A 21,950-nucleotide genomic window follows, 5' to 3' on the forward strand; every position below is an offset into this window, starting at 1 on the left:
GGATAAAAGAGGGGTTTACGCGGGGGTTTGGTGGGGGGCTAAGGCTAAATTGATAGGGGTTTTTCGGGGGGTCGAAGGGGGGTAAAATAGGGGTATCGCAACTAAAGAAAAAGGTACGTTTTGCCTGTAAGTATTGAAAGTTATCTTTCAATAATCCGCTTTGTTTGCAAGTATATCTTTCAATTTTTCAAGACAAAAAAGATATATATAAATAATGCCCTTAATTGTCTATAAATCAGGCAATTAAGGGCATTATTTCTTTTTAACGGTAATTAAATACTTATATTATCTTTCAATCTTTCAATGAGTATATATAATATATTGATAATAAGTATTTTAGCCATTGAAAGATGTATTGAAAGATACATTGAAAGTTGAAAGATATATTACTGGTATTGAAAGATAGAAAGATAAAATCGACAAACTTTATTTTGTATATTTTGCTAATACAGAATATTATATAAATAAAAGCCCGATAGTATATTATTACTACCGAGCTTTATTATTATTACAGAATATTATATTAGTGTATCTTATTGAAACCAAATATTATATTTTGGGGTTTCCCCTTTTTTCTTTAGTTGCGATTCCATTTTACCAACTTGCATCATAAGCCTTTTCATCAAGGAACAAACCCAACTTTCTTAAATAGATTTCTGTCGTTTCTAAAGACCTGTGTCTGTTCATCTTCTGAATAATTTTTATATCCAACCCTGACAGGTAAGCAAATATATTTCCCGTATGCTTCCACGAATATAAAACCGTCTTTTTCTCAACATATAAACCCAAATCCTTTAGAGCTTCCCTATGTTGATTAGTTGGAGTATTACCCCCTTGCATGGTCTTAGATGGTTTAAAACCTTGTCCAAATATATAGTAATCACTTGGATTTTCTAAAACCTTATTTTCAACAATGAGACTAAGAAGCGGTTTTATAATGGGAACAGTTTCAGACCTTTTATTCTTTGAAATATCGCTTTTAACTTTAATCGTCCGTGTCCTTAAGTCAACGTCTTTTACCTGTAAATGTAGTAATTCTTTAGGTCTAATAAAGGAATAGAATATAAATCGGGTAAACAAGTAAAGCGGCTTATTATTGGCAATTAGATAATCTTCAATTTTCTTTTTCTCATAATCCGAAAACGGGCAGTTCAATTCGCTATCATCAAACTTTATCTTATCATCACTTCCTAAAAATGGATTATATGCCATAAAGTTGTTTTCTATCAAATAACCACAAACCGACTTTAAAAAGCCCACAATGTTTTTCTTGTGCCTGTCAGATACCTTTAAAGACCTTATAAAGTCCTGTACAATACTGGTGGTAATATCTGTAAAATGAATTGATGTTTTAAGCAGAAACTTATCAAGATGCTTGCAAGCGGTGTAGTAGGTTTGTTTTGATTTTGTTCTGAGTACTTTTTCAACGACCAGCATTGTAAGTATATTTTCTGTGATTTCGAGAAAATTTGTAGGATTTATTTTTTTCTCTTTTTTGGGGGTAGAATGAAGGATGCCCTTTTTTAACTTTTTGTCAATTTCGTTGGATAAGTCTTTGGCTAACTGATAGCGATAATCAGCATTTGGGGGGTTAGTTGGTAGCCATATTCTTTTAATTTCTAACCGTTTTCTTGCTTGGTTATATATTCCGTAATCTATGTACCACCTCTTACTCACATCGCCCCTGCAATCATTAAGTTTGCAAAGTTTGACCTTCTTCAAATTAGTTGTATCAATTTCCCTTAAATGAACTGACGCAAGTACCTGATAATCAGATACTTGCGTCAGATTGTGGAGAAGATGGGACTCGAACCCACGACCTTTTGACTGCCAGTCAAACGCTCTAGCCAACTGAGCTACATCCCCATTTGTATGCTTAATTGTTGGTAGCGCAAATATGCACTTTTTCTGACAAAACTGCAAATTTTACCATCCCGGAATCATGAAATTTATTCCTGTTACACTTTTTTGTAATTTTCCGTTATAAATCGGGAACGCCAGATAAGGTTCCAATATCAGATACCCCAAGGCATTAATACGCAAACTAAAACCTGTACTCACAATAGGTTTCAGTTTTAGCCGCTGTTTTTCGCCATCGCTGAAAACATAATCGTATGCTTTGCCGGGTGCTTTTATGTCGTCCCAAGCCATACCCATATCGAAAAAGAAATTCAGGTCAGAAGGCACATACTGAAAATCAATCAATGCCAGTTTTTTAGGGCCAGTAAAAGGGAGTCTTATTTCAAAATTTGTTAAGCCCATTTGTGAGCCTTTCAGTTGCTCTTCGCTTAATGAAAGTATCGATGTCTGGTTGCCTAATGCCCTACCCCAGAAACCGTGCATATACCACGGATACCCCAAAAACATAGGGTAAAGTCTGTTATAGTCGTCAATATTCTTGGCATCTAGGCGGCCATAATAATAAAGCCGTGTTGCAACTGTAAATGGTTTCAGGTATTTATAACGTCTGTAATCGGCAGTTATAGCATTATGAGCTATATCGCCAAAATAACGCGAAAACTCAAAACGATACCGATACCCGTTTAAAGGTGCTGTGGTGCCAAAGGTCGTGTTGTCGCCAACGTAAGCAATATAGAGGCGTTGCAGATTAAAGGGTCTGTATCCTTGCTCTTTCAACTCTGCCTGCGGAATTCTCCTTGGGGTATCACTTCCTCGATAATAGCTACCAGACGAGCTATTCACCCCATAGTAGTCGCTGTATGTGCGGCCACTGTAACTATACCAGTTTGCGCTGCCTCCTATTTCCAGGCGTTTAGCAGTACTAAGCGGATAAAACGCAAATACGCCAACTTCATTAATAAAAAGTCGATAAAGATTATAACTCGACTGGATGAGTGAGTCAGAAGCGGGAATGCCCAATCCTGCTTTTGACTGAGGGTCTGTAATGTATTTATTGTTAAGCTGATAGTCAGAAAAACGATACGGAATGCGTGAAATGCTCGCCCCCCACTGCAATGGATTTTTCTGATTCAGGTAAGCAAACTGCCCTCCGAAGTCCTGAATTTCTCCATTGATCGACAAAATACCCGAAACCTGATTATTGTTGAGCATATCGCTGGCCAAACCTACCACCCCTCCGCCTAAGCCAGTTCCCCAACGGCTTGTGCCTACTCCTAAACCAGAGCTTCCCAGATAATCAATTTTAAATTTCGGATTATATTTTAATGTTTTTAGGCTAGTAGGTTTAATTCTGGCAAGTAGATTCTGCTTGTTGAGGTTATTCTGTACTATATTTCGTCCTTCTTTCCAATCGAATGGGGCAAGTGTGGCAGCTTTTTTATCAACTTTATTTTCTATGATATTACCTTCAAGTTCACCAGCCTTTACAGTATATAAATTATACTTGCCAGCCTGAAAATACGAATAAACCAGCTGCCCAGTTTTTGAAGCAATACTTACAGCCGGCGAGTACATGGTAATGCCACTTATACCTGTAAAATAATTGGTCAGTTTTTCAAGACTTGCATCTTCTAACGAGAAACGATACAGGTTCCTGAAACCGTCGGCGTCAGATAAGAAATAAACAAAATTACCTGCGGGGTCAACCAGAGGGTTCAGGTTATCGGCTTCCTGAAAGAAAGAAAAAGTTTCTACTTTCAGGCTTAGAGGGTCTAGTCTTGAAATAGAAAAATTTGCTTTTTCGAGCCGGGCATTTGTTGAGCCTCGGTCTGACACGAAGTAAATCCACCTCCCGTCGGGCGACCATGACGGCTGAATATCTGAGTTATCGTCGTTGGTAAGGTTTCTGACCGATTCTTCCTTTATATTAAAGGCATATAAATCGCTGATTCCATTCATTAAACCTGACACCACTATGGTGCTGCCATCAGGCGACCAAGTAGGGTTCGTAAACGAATCGACACCCTTTAGCTCAAACGTACGTTTATTTCCGGTAGCGACATCCACAACCGACAGCTTATTACGACCTTTACTCTGAATAACCAAAGCCAGATTCCGGCTATCGGGCGACCACGCTCCGGCTGTTTCAAGAAAACTATATGAATCAACATGTGAACCAAAAGAGGTGCTTTCAATCTTTCTGACTATTCGACCTGTACTGGTTTCAGCAATAAAAATATCTAGGGAAATAACATTTTTAGAAGAAATGTATGCCACATAATTACCATCAGGGCTAATAGTGGGCGAAACATTCATTTCACCAGCATTTTTTGCCGAAGCTATTTCTTTTCCGATAGGTGTAGTAACAGTCCCTTGCCTCAGCGGAGTATAGGTATCAATCATGGCTTTCTTCCATCTGCCCGAAAACCGCTCAATATCCATTTTCAGGTTTCTTTTAAAGGCGACTTCAACACCATACCTAGCTGTTTCCCGAAATAACGGCCGAATCATGTCATCGCCATAAGTAGCTGCTATATAAGCCCAGAAAGCCTGCCCCCATCTATACGGAAAATACTTATATTCTTTAGTTGCTAAGTCTTTTATTGTCGGAATATCATCACTCAACACAGCGTCGCGCATCCACATGGCAGTATGGGCATCTACCCTACCTAACGACATATATTCGGCTAGCCCTTCGACCATAAACAAGGGAAGATTCTGGATATTTCCTAAAGAAGTTGAATCGCCGGCGGTCATTAATTGATACTGAAAAGCGTGTACCAACTCATGCCCCAGTACGTGGTCGGTTTGCCTTTTTGAATACATCATAGGCATCACCACTCGGTTACGCAGCCCTTCGGTTACACCGCCTGTTCCTTCGCCTATTTGCCCACCAATAGCCGTTGTTTCCTGAAAATCGGGGTGGTTCTGGTAAATAATCAACGGATTTGGTTTAATAAAAGCCAGTTTGAAAACTTCCTGATGAATTTTATACCAATGTTCGCTATTAATAACAATGTCGTTAGGAATAGTGTTATCTTTAAAATAGTGATATAGTTCAAAATGTGGGCTTTGTAAAACTTTAAAACCAAAGGATTTATAACGAGGCTTGTTTTGTCCGAAATATTGTGATTGTGCAAATGCTAAATTACTGATTATCAACCCTATAATTAAGAACAAGTTTTTTCTCATACCTGCAATGGTGTATTGTTTTCTCTTTATAACGCAAATTAAGAGAAAATAGCTTAAAAACGGGCTTGAAAATTTATTTTACGAAGTCAGGGCGGCAAACTCTTGCGAATCGGGCTTTCCAATAGGCATTCATCATGTTGTCTTCACGAACCCCTTTGCTCGACGAAGCATGGATAAACAACACTTCATCTTCGCCTTTGACTTCTGTAACAATTCCGGCGTGATTAATGTTTTTTCCTGTGGTAACAAAAAAAACGAGGTCGCCTTTCTGAATATTTGGCATATCAATAGCCGGAAAGAACTCTGACTGTTGCCAAGATACCCGTGGCAACAAAATGCCTAATTCTTTAAAACTATTGCATAATAAACCAGAACAATCAATACCGTTTTCGTCATTGCCGCCGCTCAGATACGGCACCCCAGTATACGAACGCGCTATTTTAAGCAGGTTTTTAACATGAGTAGAAGCAACCGCTTCCGGTTTGGCTTTTGTGCGGGGGCTGGGTGCAGAAGCACGAGGAGAAACTGATGCGTTGCTTTTGGTTCTTAAAACCTCGCAAGACGAAACGCTCAATAAAGTAATTATTGAGCAAACGAAAATCAGGTTATTTCTTGAGTTAAGCACGTATGAAAGCATTTTTTAAAATTAACGAGAAAATTATGCCAAAATATTAGAAATCCAAACTTTTTATTTAATTTTTCCGTAACTATACATAAAGACAATAAGCTAATTATGAAAATGGAATCACGTATAAATCAGACTAAAAACTCAGGTTTTTTCAGAAACCTTAACCAATCAGTTGCCTTGTTTTTCTGTGTGGCTTTTCTGGCTGGTGTGTATCAGAGTTGCGCTCAGAATAGTAAAGCTAAAAAAGAAGCTACTCCTGATTGTAAAATTACTGTTATTAAGAAAACGGACGAAGAATGGAAGAAACAACTAAGTAGTATTGAGTTTGCTGTTGCCCGTAAAGCTGGTACAGAACGTGCTTTCTCAGGCGAATACTGGGATAACCACGAAAAAGGCATTTATAAATGTATCTGCTGCGATTTTGAACTCTTTACCTCCGATACCAAGTTTGAATCTGGTACAGGCTGGCCAAGTTTCTGGAAACCCATTAACGATTGTGCCGTTGAAAACAAAGTGGATGTAAGCCACGGCATGGTCAGAACCGAGGTGCTGTGTAATCGTTGCAAAGCGCATCTTGGGCACGTTTTTGAAGATGGCCCCAAACCCACTGGCTTACGTTATTGCATGAACTCGGTTTCGTTGAAGTTCGTAAAGAAGTAAACAGTTGGGCTAAAGATGCCTCATAAACCACAAATAAGAGGTGTTAATGTTTTACAAAAAATTTATGTAAAACATTAACACCTTGCTTTTTTTCCTTCTAAATTTGTATTAAAAACGGGGCAAATTTTGTTCAATAATTATTTATTGAAAGAAATAGAGAAATACATTTTTTTAACAGATATTGCTCTCTGTTTCAATGGCCTTGTCACGCAAATAAAGCTTTAGTTCATGCTTTCACATCTTCTGATTAAGAATTATGCCCTTATTGAGCAACTTGAACTTTCACCTGATGCTCATCTTAATATTGTTACAGGCGAAACAGGCGCAGGAAAATCTATAATGCTCGGAGCCATAGGTTTACTGCTCGGGAATCGTGCTGACACTAAAACATTATATAACGAAACCGAAAAGTGTATTATCGAAGGTAGTTTCGATATGGCTGGTTTTTATGTAAAAAATATATTTGAAGAAGAAGAACTCGACTTCGAAAACCCTTGTATTATCCGCCGTGAAATTGCCCCCAGCGGTAAATCGCGTGCTTTTATAAACGATACCCCCGTTACGCTCGAAACTCTTCGTAAAATTACGTCGCAGTTAATGGACATCCACTCTCAGCATGACTCAATTCAGCTTGGCTCAAACGAATATCAATTGAGAATTATTGATACGTACGCTCAATGCCACGATAAACTGGTTGAGTATCAGGATAAATACCGCACCTACAAAAAATTGCAGGATGCCTACGAGCAATTACAGACAGAGTCAGACCAGAACAAAAAAGAGTTTGATTATAACAGTTTTCAGCTTGACGAACTCGTAAAAGCTAAACTTGAAGCCAACGAACAGGAGTTACTCGAACAAGAATTAAACATCCTTGAACACGCCGAAGAAGTAAAACAACGCTTGAAAACATCGCTAGCCTACCTGAATGATACCGAACATTCGGTGGTATCGGTGTTACAAAGTACGGTTAGCTCGCTTAACCCCATAGCCGGATACTCGCCTGAATACCAACAGTTCAAAGACCGGATTCAGTCATGTTTGCTTGAATTAAAAGATGTAGCCCGTGATATAGAATCGGAGGAAGAAGGCATTGAACTTGACGGACAGCAGATTGAAAACATTCAGGGCCGCCTTAACCTGCTTTACAAACTTCAACAGAAGCATGCTGTAAAATCGAACGGAGAATTACTTGAAATACAGGCTATTCTGGAAGAGAAAGTAAGCAAGGTTCTTAACCTGAGTGAAAATCTTGCTGCCGCCAAAGAAAGGGTTGATAAAGCCTTTGAAGTAGCCATGAAAACTGCCGACGTGTTATCTAAAGCCCGCCAGAAAGTGTTTGCCGAAGTTGAAAGACGCGTAGTCGGATTGCTCTTTGAACTCGGAATGCCAAACGCCACGCTTAAAATACAACATGAAACAGGCAAGTTAGGCAATGACGGTATCGACCAGCTTAACTTTCTGTTTAGTGCCAATAAGGGTATTACGCCACGCCAGTTAAAAGATGTGGCTTCGGGTGGTGAGTTTTCGCGGTTAATGCTTGCCATTAAATATGTTTTAGGCGACAAACGCTCTTTACCTACCATTATCTTTGACGAAATTGACACAGGTATTTCGGGCGAGGTTGCCATAAAAGTGGGTAAAATGATGCGCGAAATGGCACAAAGCCTTCAGGTAATTGCTATTACTCACTTACACCAGATTGCTGGCCGCGGTACAAAACACTTCTATGTGTATAAAGATAATTCGGCTTCCAGAACGGTCAGCAGAATCAGAGAGTTAAGTATTGATGAGCGGATTATAGAAATAGCCAAGATGATTGGTGGTGAGAATCCGTCTGAAAGTGCTATTCATAGTGCTATCGAAATACTTGGCATTAGTGTCTGAAACTAAGTGGAATATTTAAAAACAGGGAACTTTCTGTCTAATTATTCATTTCATTATATACATAAACTATCATACCAATAACATCGAATGAAAACGCTACTTTATTCTTTACTAATTCTTGCAACAATGGCTTGCTCAAATAAAACTTCCGAAGAAGCAGCCCAACTTAAAACCGAGACATTCAAACTGCACGATGAAATTATGCCTGTAAGTATGGAATTAGAAGGGTTTCGGGAGAAAATAATAAAAAAATCTGAAACACTTGATTCAACCGCTAAACAGGGCGCACTGGCTATTTCAAAAGAACTGGATGAAACCTACAATGATATGGAAACATGGATGACGAAACTAGGCGATGTGATAGATATGAAAGATAGCGATGAAAAAATAAAAACTTTACAGGATTTAAAAACAGAAGGCAATAAAATTAAAGAAAAGACTCTGAACGCTAAGAAAAAGGCCGAAGACTTTTTAAAATAATTTACTCACATTTATTGGCACACCCTCTCTTATATCGGGAGGGCTTTTTACTATAATGAAATACTTCTTATTAATATTTATCGGGCTAAGTTTGTTTTTTAGTGCCTGCCAACCTAAAAAATTACCTATTCTTGGCGAAAAAGACTTCGTTAACGGCGATTCGGTTTATCATACTATACCTGATTTTAAGCTCATCGACCAAGACAGCAATGTAGTAACTAACCAGACCTACGCCAACAAAATTTATGTAGCTGATTTTTTCTTTACTACCTGCCCTACTATCTGCCCTATTATGAAAACACAGTTGCTTAGGGTGTATGACAAGTTTAAGGAAAACCCGCAGGTGGGTATCCTTTCTCATACCATCGACCCTCGCCACGACTCCGTAGCTGTGCTTAAGGCTTATGCCAAACGCTTGGGTGTAAGTGGCAACTTCTGGCATTTTGTAACCGGAGCAAGAAACGATATTTATGACCTCGGTCAAAAATCATATATGGTAACGGCTACCGAAGACCCTGCCTCTCCGGGGGGCATTATGCACAGTGGTGCGTTTATCCTGATTGACAAACAACGCAGGGTAAGAGGCACCTACGATGGCACAAAAGAAAAAGACGTTGACCGCCTGATGAGCGACATGGAGATTTTATTGAAAGAAGAATAAATTCGATGGCTATTTTGGGCTTTATCTCTTAAATAAATGAAATACCTGAAATATATATTTATTGTGGTTGTGTTGGGTTCTTGTCAGTCGCCGGAAAAGGTAAAACTGGAGCAATACTATATTGGTGGCAAAGAAGTTTATGATCAGAACTGTGCTAACTGCCACCAAAAGGATGGCAAAGGTTTACAGAACCTCTACCCGCCACTTGCCGGAAGCGATTACCTGCAAAATAAGACGCAGGTAATCAGAGCTATAAAATATGGGCTTTCGGGCGAATTGAAAGTAAACGGAAAAGTTTATAACCAGCCCATGCCTGCCAATAGCCAGTTACAGAACCTTGATATAGCCGAACTAGTAACTTATATGTATACCGAATGGCAAAACGAACAGAAAATTACTACGGTTGAGGAAGTAGCCAAAGCCTTGCAATAGACTAATTGCTGGTGGTGTCCACATCGGCTTCTCCGCCCGAGGCAGTAACCGAGTCAATGCCGAAAACACCTTTGGTTTTACGCATGGTGTAGTGTGTAAAATCCTGATCAGCTTCCATGCCTATGCCATGGATTTCATCGAATCGGGTCTTGATAATAAACGGAGAATCAGTATAAATCTTTTTCTGGCTTGTGTGCCAGTTCAGGAGGTCGGTTGATAAACTCTGCTGCTGCAAACGGTTAAAAAAGAAAACATTTCCCATTACCCTATATAGTCCTTCATTTTTAAAAAACCTGCCAGAATCACCTCTGAGCGAGGAGTATTCTACGCCATTCTTATCAAAAAAAGTTACATATACAGTTTTAGGGTAAACTTCATCTTCGTTCTGGAGTTTTATTTGCTGGGCGGTAGTTACCTTTACAGTAGTGCGCCCCGAGTCACTCATGGTAATGGAGAGATTATCTGTTACCATTAATGGGCCATTGTATTTTACAAATGGCTTGTCTTGCTTTTTTTCTTCACAAGAAAAAAGCCCATAGGCTATAATACCCAGCAACGGACAGAGAATTATAAAACGAATAAGAACGAAACTATGTTTCTTCATTCAAAAAACTAGTCAATTTTAGTTTTCAGGAACCAACGGGTATCAACGAGAGAGAAACCTAACGACATCTTGATGTAGTTTTCCTGTATAAGGCCATTACCTGTTACTCCTCTTTTACCTATCGACACAGCCCAGTCAATATAACTCAGGTTACGGTAGCCTAGCGGCGTTGATAAACCAAATGAGAAACTTCTGTCCATAACCTGTGTGCCGTTAACCAGATAGGGCGTTTTAACCTGTTGAAAACCTACGCGATAGAACACCTGATCGAAGTATTTGGTTGAACTAACTTTAGGCAAAAATTCAATTCCGGCTGAAATCTGTTCGCTGGCTGCCAGATTCACTTCTGCCTGATTAGTAAAGTTACGATACTGTTTCCAGTCTTGTTTGCTATATTCAAGTGCGAAAATCCATTTTAGCGGGCTTTCTATACTAATACCGAGGTTATATTTTGCCGGAAGCACAAAACCACCTGTCGAAATCCCTAGTGTATCAGGCTTTTTAAGTACCTGAGGGCCATTTTGCCCTTCAATTAAGGTTGTAAGGCTACGAAGACGGTTGCCGTTAAGTCTGCTTTGTAATTCGTAGGTACCTCCTAGGTTAACATACCATTTTTCTGATAGCTTTTGCTGATAGGTGAATCCACCTTTTGCGCCGAAACCATTGGCCGACATCCGGTCTGAATATTGCAGGTAATAATCTTCACCATCGTTCAGTAACAACCTTGAGGTAGTGTCACGTCTGATGCTTCCGAAATAATAATAGCCTTCTGCACCTACATAAAGCGATTTTCCGATTAAGTGACCTGTGCCGAGGTTTACTTTTGAAAAACCTCCTTGCCCTTTATAGATATATTGAACTGAATTAGATGTACCCTGAATTGGTGATACATACCTTGATTCGTACTCTACACTTGTTGAGGGCCTCATGCCTATTGTCATGGTCCATTTCTGCTTAATAGGAAATGCCATAGATACATAGCTGAGGTTTGTACCGAAGTCGGTTTGGCTATTAGTGCCATCTGATATTTTTCTGTATTGCCCACGAACGCCAGTACCAAAAGCCACAAAGCGGTTTTTTACGAGCATAGCCGGATTGAGCGAGTTGATATAAATACCATTTCCGAAGGTTAAGCCCGTACCACCCATTGCATCGCTGATGATTGACCCCGAAGGAGCTACATCGCCAATGCCTAAAGCCGAATAAGGCGAGTTACCCGTAAGGCGGGAGTCTTTCTGAGCGTAAGTATTTGTAATAACAAGCGTGCTAACAAGAAAACAATTAATTAGTAGTAGGTTTCTCAACATTGTATCTTAAAATTCGGTTTAGCCCTATCAGGACTAGATTTGGTATCAATTCAATTTGTATGTCATCAATTAATGTCTGGCTGGCCTCCTGAGTGGCAGCGGGCGCAAAGTTCGGCTTTTTTATTTGACTTTCAAAGAAAGAAGCATCTCCACCACACAAGATTACCTGACATTTGCCTAATTTTTTATAATTCTCTATCATTCCGTTTACTTCGGCACTGATTCCGTTCACAACGCCACTCTGTATACAGCTTTTGGTGCTCTTGCCAATCAGGGGCGGAATGCCCTCTGCTTCAACAAGGGGTAATCTTTTGGTAAACGTATGAAGTGCCTCGAATCGTATTCGCATACCCGGAGAAATTATGCCTCCGCTAAAAGTACCCTGCTGTGTATGGGTACTCACCGACACGTAATCATACTTGATAGCTGTGCCCATGTCGATAATGAGACAGTTAATGGCCGGATACAAAAAATTAGCTCCTACTGCGGCCGCCAGCCTGTCTGAACCTAATGTATGGGGTGTTTCATAATCTTTCTGAATTGGCAATGGTGTTTGGGAGCTTAAAATCAGCTTGTCGAACAAGGTATCCTGAAAGATAGTGTTTAATTCATCCTGATTTTTAGTTACCGACGAGATAATTACTTTTTTAACTTTTTTTAACGAAAGAAAATCATCAAGCTCGTCAAGAATCAGCCCCGATTTTACCTCTATCAGTTTGTTTGCTTCAAAAAGCCCGACCTTCGCAAAGGTATTGCCGATGTCTACCACTCCATACATACTTATTCTTGTGTTTTTTTAGCTGCTTCTTTCTTCGATTTTTTCCGAATTTTCTTAGGTCTTTTAATCATTTCAACCGGATACCCCAGTAAATCTCTAATGACTACTGACGCACAAACGCCTCCAAAGGCTGCAGGAAGGTACGAAATAGTACCATAGGCCGACCGCTTGAAGTTACTACCATCGGTCAGGATTAGCGAATCACGTCTGACCATCTCGGTCGAGAAAACCGCTTTAATACCTGAATAAACACCTAGTTTCTTGATTCGTTTTCGTATATACTGTGCAAAAAGGCACTCGTAGGTATCGTATAAATCGGCTACCCGAAGTTGCGTAGGGTCTATTTTGCCACCTGCCCCCATCGAGCTTACAATTCGTTGTTTTTGTTCATAAGCTGTTGATAATAAGGTAAGTTTCGGGGTAATACTATCGATACAGTCCATTACGTAGTCGAAACGGGTTTCCAGAATCTCGCGGCATTTGGCCGGAGTCAGAAACTCTTTTACTACATGTAACTTAAGTTCAGGATTGATAGCCAGTAGACGTTCGGCCATTATATCGGCCTTTGATTCGCCATGATTTGTAGCCAAAGCCGGCAACTGCCGATTCCGGTTGCTGGGGTCAACTACGTCTCCATCAACGATGGTCATTTCGCCAATACCCGACCGACAGATGAATTCGGCCGCAAATGAGCCTACTCCGCCAAGACCAACAACCAACACATGGGCATTCTGCAATTTTTCAATTCCTTCTTTTCCGACCAGTAATTCGGAACGCGACAACCAAGCAAGCATATTTTCTGAATGGTAGTATGATAAATAGGTTTGATAAAACCCCAAAGTTACACAGAAACGTAGCACTCTTGCAAGGGTAGTCGTAAAATCTCGTTCTGATTCCTCCTAGCACATTAACACTTTTTTCATATAGACTCATGAGAAAATAAAAAAAGAAAAAATTTTTCAAAATCTTTGTAACCTTTTATTCTTCTACAAGTAATCATATACAGAAACCTAAAAACGAAAAAGCTCTATATGACTGATGAGGCAGCTATGCAATATGTAGCCCTTGGCGACTTAGATAAGGCTGCGATTTTGTACGAACGCTACAAACGCCCACTTTATAATTTTTATCTGAGGTTTGGTCTGGAGCGAGATTCGAGTCAGGACTTGACGCAACAGGTTTTTTACAGGCTTATTCATTATCGGAACACTTTCAGGGAAGGATACGAGTTCAGAACCTGGATTTATAGAATAGCCCGTAATATTTATCACGATTTTCTAAAAGAACATTCGCACAATCATAAAGATTTACACGAAAACATAGAAGTAGCCGAAGAAGAAAATTATGACGACGAACAACATCTTTTAATTCAGAAAGCATTAGCAAAACTGGCTCCCGAGTATCAGGAAGTACTAAGAATGAGCCGCTACGATGAACTTAAATACGAAGAAATTGCCGATATACTCAATATTTCGGTTTCGTTAGTGAAAGTTCGGGTTCATCGAGGCTTGAAACAATTGAAAGAAGAATATTTAAAACTCAATTAATAAAAAAATACAGGAGGATTGAGGTTATGGAACAATTATTTGCCGATTATCTGGACAACACATTAAGCCCCAAACAGAAACAGGAACTTGAAACCCTGCTGACTAACGATGCAGCCCTCAAAAAAGAATTTGAAGAGCTTAAATCTTTTTACGAAGGCATACCCGCCGCCAAAGAACAGGAACCAAACGCAAATCTGGATTTAGGTTTTTATATGATGCTCGAAAAAGAAAAAGGAGCCGAGCAGAAAAGAAAAGAAAAACAACAGAAAGGAGCCTTACGAATCAGTTGGATTCATTCCCCTATTCTGAAATATGCCGCAGGCGTAGTACTACTACTAGGAATTTTCTGGGTAGGCAGAAACACCGCCGATAAAAATCTGGCAGACCTCGAAGACCTGACCCAGATTAAGCGGGATATGCAGCAAACCAAAGAGTTAGTGATGCTGTCGATGCTCAAAAGAGAGTCAGCTTCCGAACGAATCAAGGCAGTTAATTATAGCTATGATTTAAATAAACCAGACGAAGAAGTACTGAAAGCCCTCATTAAAACGCTTAACACCGACCCCAACATTAATGTAAGAACGGCAGCAGCAGAGGCGTTGTCACACTTTGGTGACGAAAAAATAGCGCGCGATGCTCTCATACAGACATTGCTTACACAACAGGAGCCAACTTTACAGATAACTGTAATAGATATTCTGGCGAATCTGGGCGAAAAACGAGCTGTAAAACCGATGCAAAAGTTACTGCAAAACACCGATACCGACGATTTCGTGAAACGTAAAGCGCAGGAAAGTGTCAGGATGTTAACCATGTAATCCTCATCGTTTCAAAACATTTTTCCACCAACTCGTCACAAATAGATTTTACCCTGAGTATGATTATAATAGTTTTGAAAAGAATACAAGCAAGCTAAGAGTTTTTGTAAAGACAGTAAATTTTTTTACGAGAATCTGCAACATCTGCTCCCTTGCACAAGACTCTTAATAAACTATTAACATTTTAAACAATAATTATGAAAAAGCTTTTATTACTAACATTGCTCCTCGGAGCAACAGGGTCTTTGTTTGCCCAAAAAATTAAAATTACAGGTTTTGTACTGGATTCAACTGTTAATAAGCCTGTCGAGTTCGCTACTGTATCACTCATAAAAGACAGTAAGCCTATTGAAGGAGCCACCGCCGACGAAAGAGGCAAGTTTACACTACTCAAAGCTACTCAGGGTACGTATGAAGTAAAAATAACCTTTATAGGGTTTAAAGATAAAGTCATTAGCAACATACAGGTACTTAACGAAGACCTCGACCTAGGTGTTATCAAACTTTCTCAGAACGTGCAGCAATTACAGGAAGTAACCGTTGTAGAACAAAAAGCATTGTTTGAAGAAAAGCCCGACAGGCTCGTCTACAATGCCGAGAAAGACATTACCATTAAAGGCGGAAACGCCGGAGATGTGTTGCGGAAGATTCCGTCCATAGCTGTTGACCTCGACGGAAACGTTGAACTACGCGGAAGCTCGAATATCAAGGTGTTAATTAATAACAAGCCCTCGAACCTTATGGCACGTAGCATAGCCGATGTTTTGAAACAGATTCCGGCTGATGACATCAAACAAATCGAGGTAATTACTTCACCTTCAGCCAAATATGATGCCGAAGGAACTGCCGGAATTATTAATATCATTACTAAAAAGAATAACCTTCAGGGTATAAACGGCAATGCCGATTTATCGTCAGGTCGATGGAACGACCGCCTGAATGGGTCTTTGAATTATCGCCAGAAATCAATTGGTCTTTCGGCCAGAGGAGGTTTTAACCGCTGGCGCAATCAGGGTGGTAACGAAACCAACCGCATTACTAACGTAGAAGGTATTTCGACCAGCCTGTTACAAACAACCGCCTTTAAAGGTAATGGCGAAAATGGTTATGGAACCATTACTGCCGACTGGGACATCGACTCTCTGAACCGCCTGAGTGCCAGCTTTAATTTGTATGATGGCAAAAACGGCATGAATTTCGATTATCTGAACGATTTCTCAACACAGGGTGTCACCAATCAGTATTTTACCCGAAACCTGTACCGGATTTATGATTGGGATGGTAACACACTTAACCTTGACTACACCAAGTCGTTCAGGAAGCCTAAAAGAGAACTAACTGTTATGACAATGTTCTCGAAAGAAGGCGAAGACAGTTTCTATAAACTCGACCAGTCGAACGAAAACAAAGTAGTAAACTATCGTGAGAAAAGCACAAATTACAGCGCAAACTATGAAGGAACCTTGCAAGTAGATTTCACTAATCCGCTCGATAGCGTAAGTACCATGGAAATAGGCGTAAAATCGATTTTCCGCAATGTAAAGAGCGACTATCAGGTATCAAACGCAATTGATGGCTCAAACGATTTTGTTGATGTACCCGCCCTTGCCAATGTGTTTGAATACGCCCAGCAAGTAGCCAGCACTTACCTCACATATTCGCGTACATCAAATAAAAAATGGGGTATCAACGCAGGTCTAAGATACGAGCATACCTTTATTCAGGCAGAATTTCTGGCAGGTACAGTTCCGTTCTCAAATAATTATGGTAACCTGATTCCGAACGTAAGTTTATCAAGAAACCTGCCTAAAAACCAGAAACTGAAATTAAGCTATACACAGCGTATTCAACGCCCGATGTTATGGTATCTGAATCCGTATGTAAATGCCAGCGAGCCGCTTATGACATATTCGGGTAACCCCTATCTGAAACCAGAGCTTACCCATAGCGCCGAAATCAATTATAGTGTGTATATCAAGGAGTCGTCAATTAATACTTCATTGTTTATGCGCCAGACCAATAATGCCATCGAGCGCATCAGAACTTTCGACTCAGAAGGTGTGGCCACGCTTACGTTCCAGAATATTTCTCAGAACATTTCTTATGGCCTCACTCTTAGCGGAAACACAAAAATCAAGAAGTTTACAAGCAACGGTGCCATTAATGTTTATTATAACGTACTGAATAGCCCGGCATTACAGGCAAAAAACGAAAACCTGATGTACCGCATCAATATTAATTCGAGTTATGATTTCGGTAAAGGATTTAAAGCGCAGTTCTTTGGTTTCTTTAACTCACCTAGAGTAATGTTACAAGGTAAAGTAAGTGGGTTTGCCTATTACAACATTGCTTTCCAGAAAGAAGTATTGAAGAAAAAAGCAACCATTGGCTTAGGTTTCGATAATTTCCTTGCTCCGTATTTTACACAAAGAATCGATTTTGCAGGTCCAACCTTTACGCAAACCGGAAAATCGAAATATTATAATCAGGGTTGGAGAGTGAGTTTCTCGTACCAGTTCGGAAAAATGAGCAGCCAACCACAACGTTCAAAGAAAAGCATCAGCAATGATGATAAAATGGGAGGTAGCGGAAATTAAGGCCACCATGCCCGAAAGATTTCCAGCAAAGACTTCATTTTCAACCAGATACACATAAACCAGTAAAACAAGTTCTAAAAAATAATATACATAAACCAATAAAATATCATGAAAAAAGTATTTGTTGTAATTCTAGCTTGCGTAGCTTATGCTAACAGCTTCGGGCAGACTAAACCTTATAAAGTTGCTTTCAGTGGACAAGGTAAAAAGGTACAAGTAGTTGTTCAGCAATCATCTGTTAATATACAGGGGGTTGATGGCAACGAAGTAAGTATCGAACAAACAGGCGAAAACCGCAAGGAACTGCCTAAAGAAGCCGACGGCCTACGCCTGATTACAGGTGGCGTGGTAGATAACACAGGTGTAGGAGCCAGTGCCGAAGTTGAAGGAAATACACTAAAAATTCTGATTCCTAAAAACCGTTACACAGGTATTCTGACTATCAAAGTACCTAAAAACCTCGACTTGAGTGTAATAGAAAGCCAAAACTGGAGCGAACAAAAGATTATTATCAGCGATATTGCCGGAGAAATAGAGCTAAGAACCAACAGTTCAAAAGCGTACCTGAACGATATTACAGGGCCTTTAGTAGCACACACAGGCTACGGAAAAATTTTCGTAACCTATTCAAAATTGGCTCAAAGCTCACCAAGCTCAATCAGCGCATCAGGTGCTATTGATGTGACCCTACCCGCCGATGCCAAAGCAAACCTTAAAATACGTAGTTATTACGGCGACTTATTCACCGACTGGGATATAGCCGCTACTAAAAAAGAATCAAAAACAGTTGCCTCCTCAGGTACAAAAACCATTAATGTACAAGCTGATGCAATCGTAGTAGATGGTAAAGTATTTAAAGAAGATTGCACCGACTGCGACGACAACAAAATTTATTCAAAAAAGGACCAAATAGCTTATGCCACCAGTACTAGCTCAAGCAAAACCGATTCGTTTGAAGGAACCATCAACGGCGGCGGCGTAGTAATTGACCTGAAATCGAGCAATGGCAACATTTACGTAAGAAAGAAAAAATAATTATAAGTATAAACTGAGGCCTCTCTCCTACCAGCGAGAGGCTTCGTTTTTGAAAAAGCTATTATTAACAGGTTATACCCTCGGGGCTTAGCCTTAGTTATAAACCATATTATGAAAAAACTATTTACTTTTCTTACCCTTTGCTTGGGGTGGCAGGTAGCTTTATGCCAGATGCGCTTTGCTACTCCACTTAAAAGTACTACCAAGCAGGCTATTGTTTTAATCGAACGCAATAACCTGAATATTCAGGGCTACGAAGGTACTGAAATCAGAATTGAAATTGATGAACCTATTACTACTCCCAAACAAGCCGATGGTTTAAAAAGAGTTGCTATTAAGGGTTTAGAAGATAATTCCAAGCTAGGGTTGAATGTCACACAGGACGATACCACGCTGGTTATTCGTGAAGTTTGTAACTGTTATAACGGCACTTACACACTTTATTTGCCCAACAAACTGAATCTGATGGTTTATGAGAATTTTCCACAGCACGGGCAACGGTGGTTAGTAAAAGATATGCTGGGTAATTTTGAAGCCAGTACCGAATTTGGCCATATTTCGATGTATAACCTCAACGGAAACATTAAGGCATACAGCCGTCATGGTGCTGTTAACGCTTACCTCAGCACAGCCAGAAACATTTATTTATCAAGCCTTTACGGAAAAGTTTGTCTGGAAATACCCGAGAGTATCAAGGCAGAGTTGAAAATCAGGAACTCTGAATGGAACGATGTATTTACCGATTTTCAGCTACCTATGTACGAAAACAATAAAAACGTACTAACGGCTTCGCTGAATGGCGGTGGCAGCAACACGATAGAACTCAGGTCAGACCACGGCAATATCTATCTGAGAAAGAAAAAATAACTCAATAAACCCTTACTATAAAATATTACTAAGGTTTATGAAACGTCTTTAATCATACAATTTAGTTTAGGGAGTATAATGGGCGGGGTTTCATCTTGCCCTTTATCTTTTTTCAGAGGTTTGTTTTAATAAGTTTGATAGAAATAGCTATCAGAATCATACCGAATACTTTTCGGAGAATATCGGCACCTGTTTGCCCTAGTTTTTTCTCAATCCAGACGGACGTGCGCAAGACCAGATACACCACCAGCAGGTTAAGAATAATACCCACCACTATATTTTCGACTTTATAGGCAGCTTTTAACGACAGAATGGTTGTCATGGTTCCGGCTCCGGCAATAATCGGGAACGCCAGCGGCACAATTGAAGTAGCCTTACTTGAAGTAGTTTCATGTTTGAAGATATTCCGGCCCAGAATCATCTCCATGCCTATCAGGAAGATAATCAAAGCCCCTGCCACAGCAAACGACTCTACATCAACCCCGAAAAGGTTTAAAATGCTGATACCCAAAAACAAGTATAGAATCATCAGTAAGCCAGCTACCAGTGTAGCCTGTTCGGCATGAATCCCCCCTGCTTTTTTTCTCAAATCGATAATAACCGGAATAGAGCCCAGTATATCAATAATTGAAAAAAGAATAATCGTTACCGATATAATCTCTTTGAAACTAAAGTTCATTGGCGTAGTAGTGTTTTTAGTTTTTCAAATTCCCAATCCTCAATAGCAGGGAAATTAGCAACTCTGAAAGTAGTTTCTTTCCAGTTTCCGTAACCATTTCCTAAAGTAATGCCAGCGTCTTTTGCCTTGAGTTTTATTTGCCTGATAGCATCGGCATCACCTTTTAAGGCAATAACGGTATCAGACCTCAAGGTTTTGTCCTGTATGAGCAATTTCCAGTTGGTTTGCTGCTCAATAAACTGGCAGAAATCGTTGTTCCTTGCTTTAAGTTTGTCAGCAATTTCTGTAATATTTCTGACTTGTTCCATAACTCTACCAAGCAGGTAAATGCCCAATACATTAGGCGTGTAGTGAGTCTGATATTTCTCGAAATTCTCGTGTACGAATAACAGGCTGTTATAGTGTTTATTCTCTCCTATAATTTTTGCTTGTGCTATGGCCTTTGGCGAACAAACCATTACACCAAGCCCAGCGGGCAAGCCCAGACACTTTTGTACTGATGCCAACCAGATGTCTCCTTTATGCCAGTCGAGTTCAATTCCGCCTATTGAAGAAGTCACATCCCAAGCAAGCAGGGCGTTGGTATTGGCAGCCAATAAGGCCGTTTCTACTTGTGTGGCGTTTGACGTTTCGTTTTGTGTAATACAGATAACGTCGGCATCGGCTTTGCTTTGCCAGACAGTCTGTAAAGGCTCATCTATGCCATAAACGTATTTTTGTGCTTTATCACCTATAAGTTTCTGTGTATATTCAAACCATTTCTGCCCAAAAGCACCATTATAATAATGTAGGCTTCCTGCATTTGTGAGCGATTGTGCTACAATTTCCCAGCATTCGGTAGCCGAAGAAGTAAAATATACATGATACTGCTGCGGAATATTAAGTTTTTGTTTGAATAAGGTTATGCAGTTCTGAAGCATATCCATGAATGCCTGACTTCGGTGGTTCTGGCTCAGGATTCCCTCATGCACGGCATCCTGAAGATAAGAGGCTATCTGCGGATAAATTTTTGATGGCCCTGGATAAAACGTTATCATGGGTGATTAAAATTAGGCTAGTACTAAAAGTTATTTTCTTCGCTATACAGCTTCATTCAGAAAATATCTTCTTAATTCTCTTTCCAGTTCAACAGCCGATACAATTTTAATGTTCCCGTCGATGGCCAAAGAAATTTTGCCATTTTCTTCTGAAATACATATTGCCACGGCATCGGTTGCTTCAGATATACCTAAAGCAGCTCTGTGTCGGAAACCATAATTAGAAGGTAGTTCGTCTCCGCTGGCAATAGGTAATATACAATGAGCCGCTTTAATGCGCCCCTTATTAACAATTACAGCCCCGTCGTTTAGCAAACTGTACTGGCTGAATATCGAAATTAATAGTTTTTTCGATAGAATAGCATCTACAATATCGCCCGATTCAGCAAACTTACTCAAATCATCATCTTTTTGCAGTACAATAATACCTCCTGTAAACTCGCTCGACATAGTTTTGGCCGCTTCGCTTACAATTTTTATAGGTCCCTGATTATCTTGCTCTGGCTGAGTACCCAATAGTTTACTAAAGAATTTATTATTTGCCAGTGAGGTAGATTTCCCCACCAACAATAAAAACCGCCTGATTTCCTGCTGGAACAACACAATAAGGGCAATAGCCCCTACTCCCATAAAATATTCCAGAATTTTGGTGAGCAGTTCAAGACCAATAGCTTTTACAATAAGATAAAACAGATAAATAAGCAAATACCCCATAAATACCCTACTGGCCACGCTTCCACGCACAAGTTTATATATGTAATATAACAGGAATGCTACTAATATAATATCTAATACATCTGTCCACTTAATTTCCAGAAAGCTAATCTGCATAATCAAAACTTTTAATGTAACATTTGCGAAAGTACAAAAAAAACCAAAAA

The 21,950-nt window shown here is 39.8% G+C and carries 20 protein-coding genes and 1 tRNA gene; 10 read left to right on the forward strand and 11 right to left on the reverse strand.

From position 1 onward, the window contains the following. Positions 1 to 594 precede the first annotated feature (594 nt). The 4 genes from WAA15_RS20760 to WAA15_RS20775 all read right to left on the reverse strand — a co-directional run bounded on the left by WAA15_RS20760 (position 595) and on the right by WAA15_RS20775 (position 5,689). Positions 595 to 1,722 carry a tyrosine-type recombinase/integrase gene (locus tag WAA15_RS20760; RefSeq protein WP_337044760.1) on the reverse strand — a complete coding sequence of 376 codons (1,128 nt, stop codon included), beginning with the start codon at positions 1,720 to 1,722 and terminating at the stop codon, positions 595 to 597. Between the two features lie 70 nt (positions 1,723 to 1,792). After that, positions 1,793 to 1,866: transfer RNA gene (locus WAA15_RS20765), tRNA-Ala, on the reverse strand. 60 nt (positions 1,867 to 1,926) lie between these two features. Next, the gene (locus tag WAA15_RS20770) at positions 1,927 to 5,052 is read right to left on the reverse strand and encodes a tolB protein precursor (protein WP_337044761.1); all 3,126 of its coding nucleotides are present in this window, start codon (positions 5,050 to 5,052) and stop codon (positions 1,927 to 1,929) included. 73 nt (positions 5,053 to 5,125) lie between these two features. Next, on the reverse strand, positions 5,126 to 5,689 hold the full coding sequence (locus WAA15_RS20775; RefSeq protein ID WP_337044762.1) for a C40 family peptidase: 564 nt from the start codon (positions 5,687 to 5,689) through the stop codon (positions 5,126 to 5,128). A gap of 102 nt (positions 5,690 to 5,791) precedes the next feature. Here WAA15_RS20775 and msrB point away from each other — a divergent pair, with 102 nt between their 5' ends. From msrB to WAA15_RS20800, 5 genes are all read left to right on the forward strand, one after another. Further along, positions 5,792 to 6,340, forward strand: a complete 549-nt coding sequence (gene msrB / locus WAA15_RS20780; protein ID WP_337044763.1) for a peptide-methionine (R)-S-oxide reductase MsrB — start codon at positions 5,792 to 5,794, stop codon at positions 6,338 to 6,340. Positions 6,341 to 6,568: 228 nt separating this feature from the next. Further along, the gene (recN, locus tag WAA15_RS20785; protein ID WP_337044764.1) at positions 6,569 to 8,227 is read left to right on the forward strand and encodes a DNA repair protein RecN; all 1,659 of its coding nucleotides are present in this window, start codon (positions 6,569 to 6,571) and stop codon (positions 8,225 to 8,227) included. 87 nt (positions 8,228 to 8,314) lie between these two features. Then, positions 8,315 to 8,707 (forward strand): hypothetical protein, encoded by a 393-nt coding sequence (locus tag WAA15_RS20790; RefSeq protein WP_337044765.1) that lies wholly within the window; start codon positions 8,315 to 8,317, stop codon positions 8,705 to 8,707. Between the two features lie 55 nt (positions 8,708 to 8,762). Next, positions 8,763 to 9,368, forward strand: coding sequence for an SCO family protein (locus WAA15_RS20795; RefSeq protein WP_337044766.1), 606 nt, complete (start codon positions 8,763 to 8,765; stop codon positions 9,366 to 9,368). Positions 9,369 to 9,404: 36 nt separating this feature from the next. After that, positions 9,405 to 9,800, forward strand: a complete 396-nt coding sequence (locus tag WAA15_RS20800; protein WP_337044767.1) for a c-type cytochrome — start codon at positions 9,405 to 9,407, stop codon at positions 9,798 to 9,800. Position 9,801: 1 nt separating this feature from the next. Here WAA15_RS20800 and lptC read toward each other — a convergent pair whose 3' ends face one another. From lptC to WAA15_RS20820, 4 genes are read right to left on the reverse strand one after another with little or no spacing between them, the layout of a single operon-like run. Then, entirely contained in the window at positions 9,802 to 10,404 is a 603-nt protein-coding gene (gene lptC, locus WAA15_RS20805) for an LPS export ABC transporter periplasmic protein LptC (protein ID WP_337044768.1), read from the reverse strand. Positions 10,405 to 10,412: 8 nt separating this feature from the next. Beyond that, entirely contained in the window at positions 10,413 to 11,711 is a 1,299-nt protein-coding gene (locus WAA15_RS20810) for a hypothetical protein (protein WP_337044769.1), read from the reverse strand. Then, a complete protein-coding gene (locus WAA15_RS20815; protein WP_337044770.1) occupies positions 11,686 to 12,489 on the reverse strand; it encodes a type III pantothenate kinase in 804 nt (267 codons plus the stop codon). Before WAA15_RS20815 ends, WAA15_RS20810 begins: the two co-directional genes overlap by 26 nt. A 2-nt stretch (positions 12,490 to 12,491) precedes the next feature. Then, positions 12,492 to 13,283, reverse strand: a complete 792-nt coding sequence (locus WAA15_RS20820) for a tRNA threonylcarbamoyladenosine dehydratase (RefSeq protein WP_337044771.1) — start codon at positions 13,281 to 13,283, stop codon at positions 12,492 to 12,494. Between the two features lie 237 nt (positions 13,284 to 13,520). Here WAA15_RS20820 and WAA15_RS20825 point away from each other — a divergent pair, with 237 nt between their 5' ends. From WAA15_RS20825 to WAA15_RS20845, 5 genes are all read left to right on the forward strand, one after another. Further along, positions 13,521 to 14,036: an RNA polymerase sigma factor gene (locus tag WAA15_RS20825; RefSeq protein WP_337044772.1), complete on the forward strand. Its 516-nt coding sequence runs from the start codon at positions 13,521 to 13,523 to the stop codon at positions 14,034 to 14,036. Between the two features lie 26 nt (positions 14,037 to 14,062). Next, positions 14,063 to 14,854: a HEAT repeat domain-containing protein gene (locus WAA15_RS20830; RefSeq protein ID WP_337044773.1), complete on the forward strand. Its 792-nt coding sequence runs from the start codon at positions 14,063 to 14,065 to the stop codon at positions 14,852 to 14,854. Between the two features lie 197 nt (positions 14,855 to 15,051). Further along, a complete protein-coding gene (locus WAA15_RS20835; protein ID WP_337044774.1) occupies positions 15,052 to 17,451 on the forward strand; it encodes a TonB-dependent receptor domain-containing protein in 2,400 nt (799 codons plus the stop codon). A gap of 108 nt (positions 17,452 to 17,559) precedes the next feature. Next, positions 17,560 to 18,486 carry a DUF4097 family beta strand repeat-containing protein gene (locus tag WAA15_RS20840; protein ID WP_337044775.1) on the forward strand — a complete coding sequence of 309 codons (927 nt, stop codon included), beginning with the start codon at positions 17,560 to 17,562 and terminating at the stop codon, positions 18,484 to 18,486. 111 nt (positions 18,487 to 18,597) lie between these two features. Further along, positions 18,598 to 19,353: a hypothetical protein gene (locus tag WAA15_RS20845; protein ID WP_337044776.1), complete on the forward strand. Its 756-nt coding sequence runs from the start codon at positions 18,598 to 18,600 to the stop codon at positions 19,351 to 19,353. Positions 19,354 to 19,465: 112 nt separating this feature from the next. On the opposite strand, the gene WAA15_RS20850 is transcribed toward WAA15_RS20845, so the two are convergent. The 3 genes from WAA15_RS20850 to cdaA are packed head-to-tail and all read right to left on the reverse strand — an operon-like array spanning position 19,466 to position 21,900. Continuing rightward, complete coding sequence (locus tag WAA15_RS20850; RefSeq protein WP_337044777.1) at positions 19,466 to 20,032, reverse strand: MarC family protein; 567 nt, start codon at positions 20,030 to 20,032, stop codon at positions 19,466 to 19,468. Further along, positions 20,029 to 21,069 (reverse strand): aminotransferase class V-fold PLP-dependent enzyme, encoded by a 1,041-nt coding sequence (locus tag WAA15_RS20855; RefSeq protein WP_337044778.1) that lies wholly within the window; start codon positions 21,067 to 21,069, stop codon positions 20,029 to 20,031. Before WAA15_RS20855 ends, WAA15_RS20850 begins: the two co-directional genes overlap by 4 nt. Before the next feature lie 42 nt (positions 21,070 to 21,111). Beyond that, positions 21,112 to 21,900, reverse strand: coding sequence for a diadenylate cyclase CdaA (gene cdaA / locus WAA15_RS20860; RefSeq protein WP_337044779.1), 789 nt, complete (start codon positions 21,898 to 21,900; stop codon positions 21,112 to 21,114). Positions 21,901 to 21,950: the final 50 nt, after the last annotated feature.

The organism is Emticicia sp. 17c (assembly GCF_037153985.1).
GTDB lineage: Bacteria > Bacteroidota > Bacteroidia > Cytophagales > Spirosomataceae > Emticicia.